This window comes from Mesorhizobium sp. M7A.F.Ca.CA.003.01.2.1, assembly GCF_003998945.1.
Lineage (GTDB): Bacteria > Pseudomonadota > Alphaproteobacteria > Rhizobiales > Rhizobiaceae > Mesorhizobium > Mesorhizobium ciceri.
In genome coordinates this window covers 1-1,922 of sequence record NZ_RZRA01001010.1, presented here as the reverse complement: position 1 = coordinate 1,922, position 1,922 = coordinate 1, and the positions used below count along the sequence as shown (strand labels likewise).

Annotated in this window: 2 protein-coding genes and 1 pseudogene; 2 read left to right on the top strand and 1 reads right to left on the bottom strand. The window is 62.3% G+C overall.

Features of this window, described 5'->3' with window-relative positions; translation table 11 throughout:
- Nucleotides 1–23: 23 nt before the first annotated feature.
- On the top strand, nucleotides 24–938 hold the full coding sequence (locus EN969_RS28960) for a sugar ABC transporter permease (protein WP_013530273.1): 915 nt from the start codon (nucleotides 24–26) through the stop codon (nucleotides 936–938).
- 60 nt (nucleotides 939–998) lie between these two features.
- Entirely contained in the window at nucleotides 999–1,532 is a 534-nt protein-coding gene (locus EN969_RS28955) for a hypothetical protein (RefSeq protein ID WP_063170086.1), read from the top strand.
- A gap of 44 nt (nucleotides 1,533–1,576) precedes the next feature.
- Here the strand turns inward: EN969_RS28955 and EN969_RS28950 are convergent.
- A pseudogene (locus tag EN969_RS28950) lies at nucleotides 1,577–1,922 on the bottom strand (hypothetical protein); the annotation flags it as partial.

Genomic DNA, 1,922 nt, shown 5'->3' with positions numbered 1-1,922 from the left:
GACAGGACCAAGGCTCGGCCACGATGCACAATGCGATCAAAAAAGGATGGGCTGCCCGTGGCCGCGAGTGGCGGACCGGCTGGGCCTTTGCCTTGCCCGGCCTGCTGCTGCTGGCGATCGTGATGGGCTTTCCCCTGGCCTATGCCTGCATCCTCTCGATCTCCTCGATGACCTTGATCAAGCCGCAGCTCCTGCCGCTTGTCGGGTTCAAGAATTTCGCTTCGATGATCGGCGATGAGCTGTTCTGGAACGCGCTCTGGCTCACCGTGCGCTATTCGGCGGTGACCGTGGTCGGCGAATTCGTGATCGGGCTCGGCATTGCCCTGATGCTCAACCGGACGGTCCGGATGAAGCCGGTCTATTTCGCGGTTCTGACCATTCCCATGGCGATGTCGCCGATCAGCGTCGCCCTGATCTGGCGCATGCTGCTCCAGCCCAATCTCGGCATCGCCAATCATCTCATGGAGATATCAGGCCTGCCGCGCCTCGACTGGCTAGGCACGCCAGGCATGGCACTCTGGACGATGGCGGCGATCGACATCTGGCAGCAAATGTCCTTCGTCGTGCTGATCCTCGCCGCGGGGCTCGCCGCTTTGCCGCGCGATCCCTATGAGGCTGCTGAAGTGGACGGCGCGCGCGGCTGGCAGCAATTCCTCTACATCACGCTGCCGATGCTTCGGCCGGTCGCGGCGATCACCATCATCATCCAGCTGATCAACGAATTCCGGACCTACGATCTGCCCTATGTCCTGACCAAGGGCGGGCCGGGCAACGCGACCGAAGTGCTGAGCTTCTTTGCCTATCGCCGTGCCTTTCTCGGCCTTTCGCTCAACGAAGGCGCGGCAGCCGCGTTCGTGCTGCTGCTGATCGTGCTTCTGCTCACCGTGATCTTCTTCGCCGTCCTCGAACGCTCGCAATCGGGAGAGGGCCGGAAGTAGGGTTGTTAAGCCTTGCGCAATCTATGCGGCCTATCCTGGCCTGCAGATTGTCGAGGGAACATGAAACGCAAGCCGCTCCTGCTTTTCGCCTTTCCGTTTCTCATTCTGGCGGTCCTGGCAGGGGAGCGCATGGCGACCTTGTTGCTGGGCATCTATCCAGCCAGCCCCACCGCATGGTGGCTATGGCTTGAACTGCGCCCCTTGTCGACGGTGCTTTGGCAGCAGGTGGATGTCTGGCTGGGCGGTTCCATGGCTTTCGAAGCCGCTATCCTTGCCGCCGCATCGATCGTCTGCTGGATGGCGTGCCACGCCAAGCGGTCGGCTTTCTTCTTCCTCGCCAACCATATCGCCCTGATTTTCGCCGGGCTGATGATCGCGGTCGGCAGCCATTCGGAAACGGCAAGCACGATTGCCGAATTCACGTCGCCCAAGGGTCTTCCCTATTCGCTGGCCGTCGATTTCACCTTCAAGAACAGCTTGGTGCTGCTTTTGGGCTTCGTGGCCTGTGCCTACTGCCACATCGCCTTCCTCACCGAGGCGCGGGAGCGGTCCGTCCGGGCCATCCGCATCCTGGCGCTGCAGCGCGATCTCTAGATCGTTCGCCACTTACACCTTGCACGATCCGGGCTCTGCTGGGTCTAGTTGATCCGGCGGTAATAGACCTTGCCGTCGGGCTGCTGGATGCGCTGGTAATTGGAGCTGGGAGCAGGGGGCGACGCCGATGCGATTCTCCTCCTGGGTGCGGGCGCTTCGATGACGCCGGGTTCGCTCGCGCTCTCGCCGCCGAGGGCTTCGGGCGCTTGCGCCAGCGTGCTGGTGGCGATTTCGGACGGTTCTTCCACGCCCGGCATGGCCTCGCCGCCGGCGACCGGCATAGTCTGCCCAAGCCGGGCAATGCTGGCATCGATCTCGTTGAAGCTGCCTTGCAACTGGCTGTCCAGTTTCTCGAACCGGCTCTGAAAACCGTTGTTGACCGTGTCGAGC

Coding starts and splice junctions, on each gene's coding strand:
- EN969_RS28955 (WP_063170086.1), top strand. CDS start 999: ATGAAACGCAAGCCGCTCCTGCTTTTCGCCTTTCCGTTTCTCATTCTG.
- EN969_RS28960 (WP_013530273.1), top strand. CDS start 24: ATGCACAATGCGATCAAAAAAGGATGGGCTGCCCGTGGCCGCGAGTGG.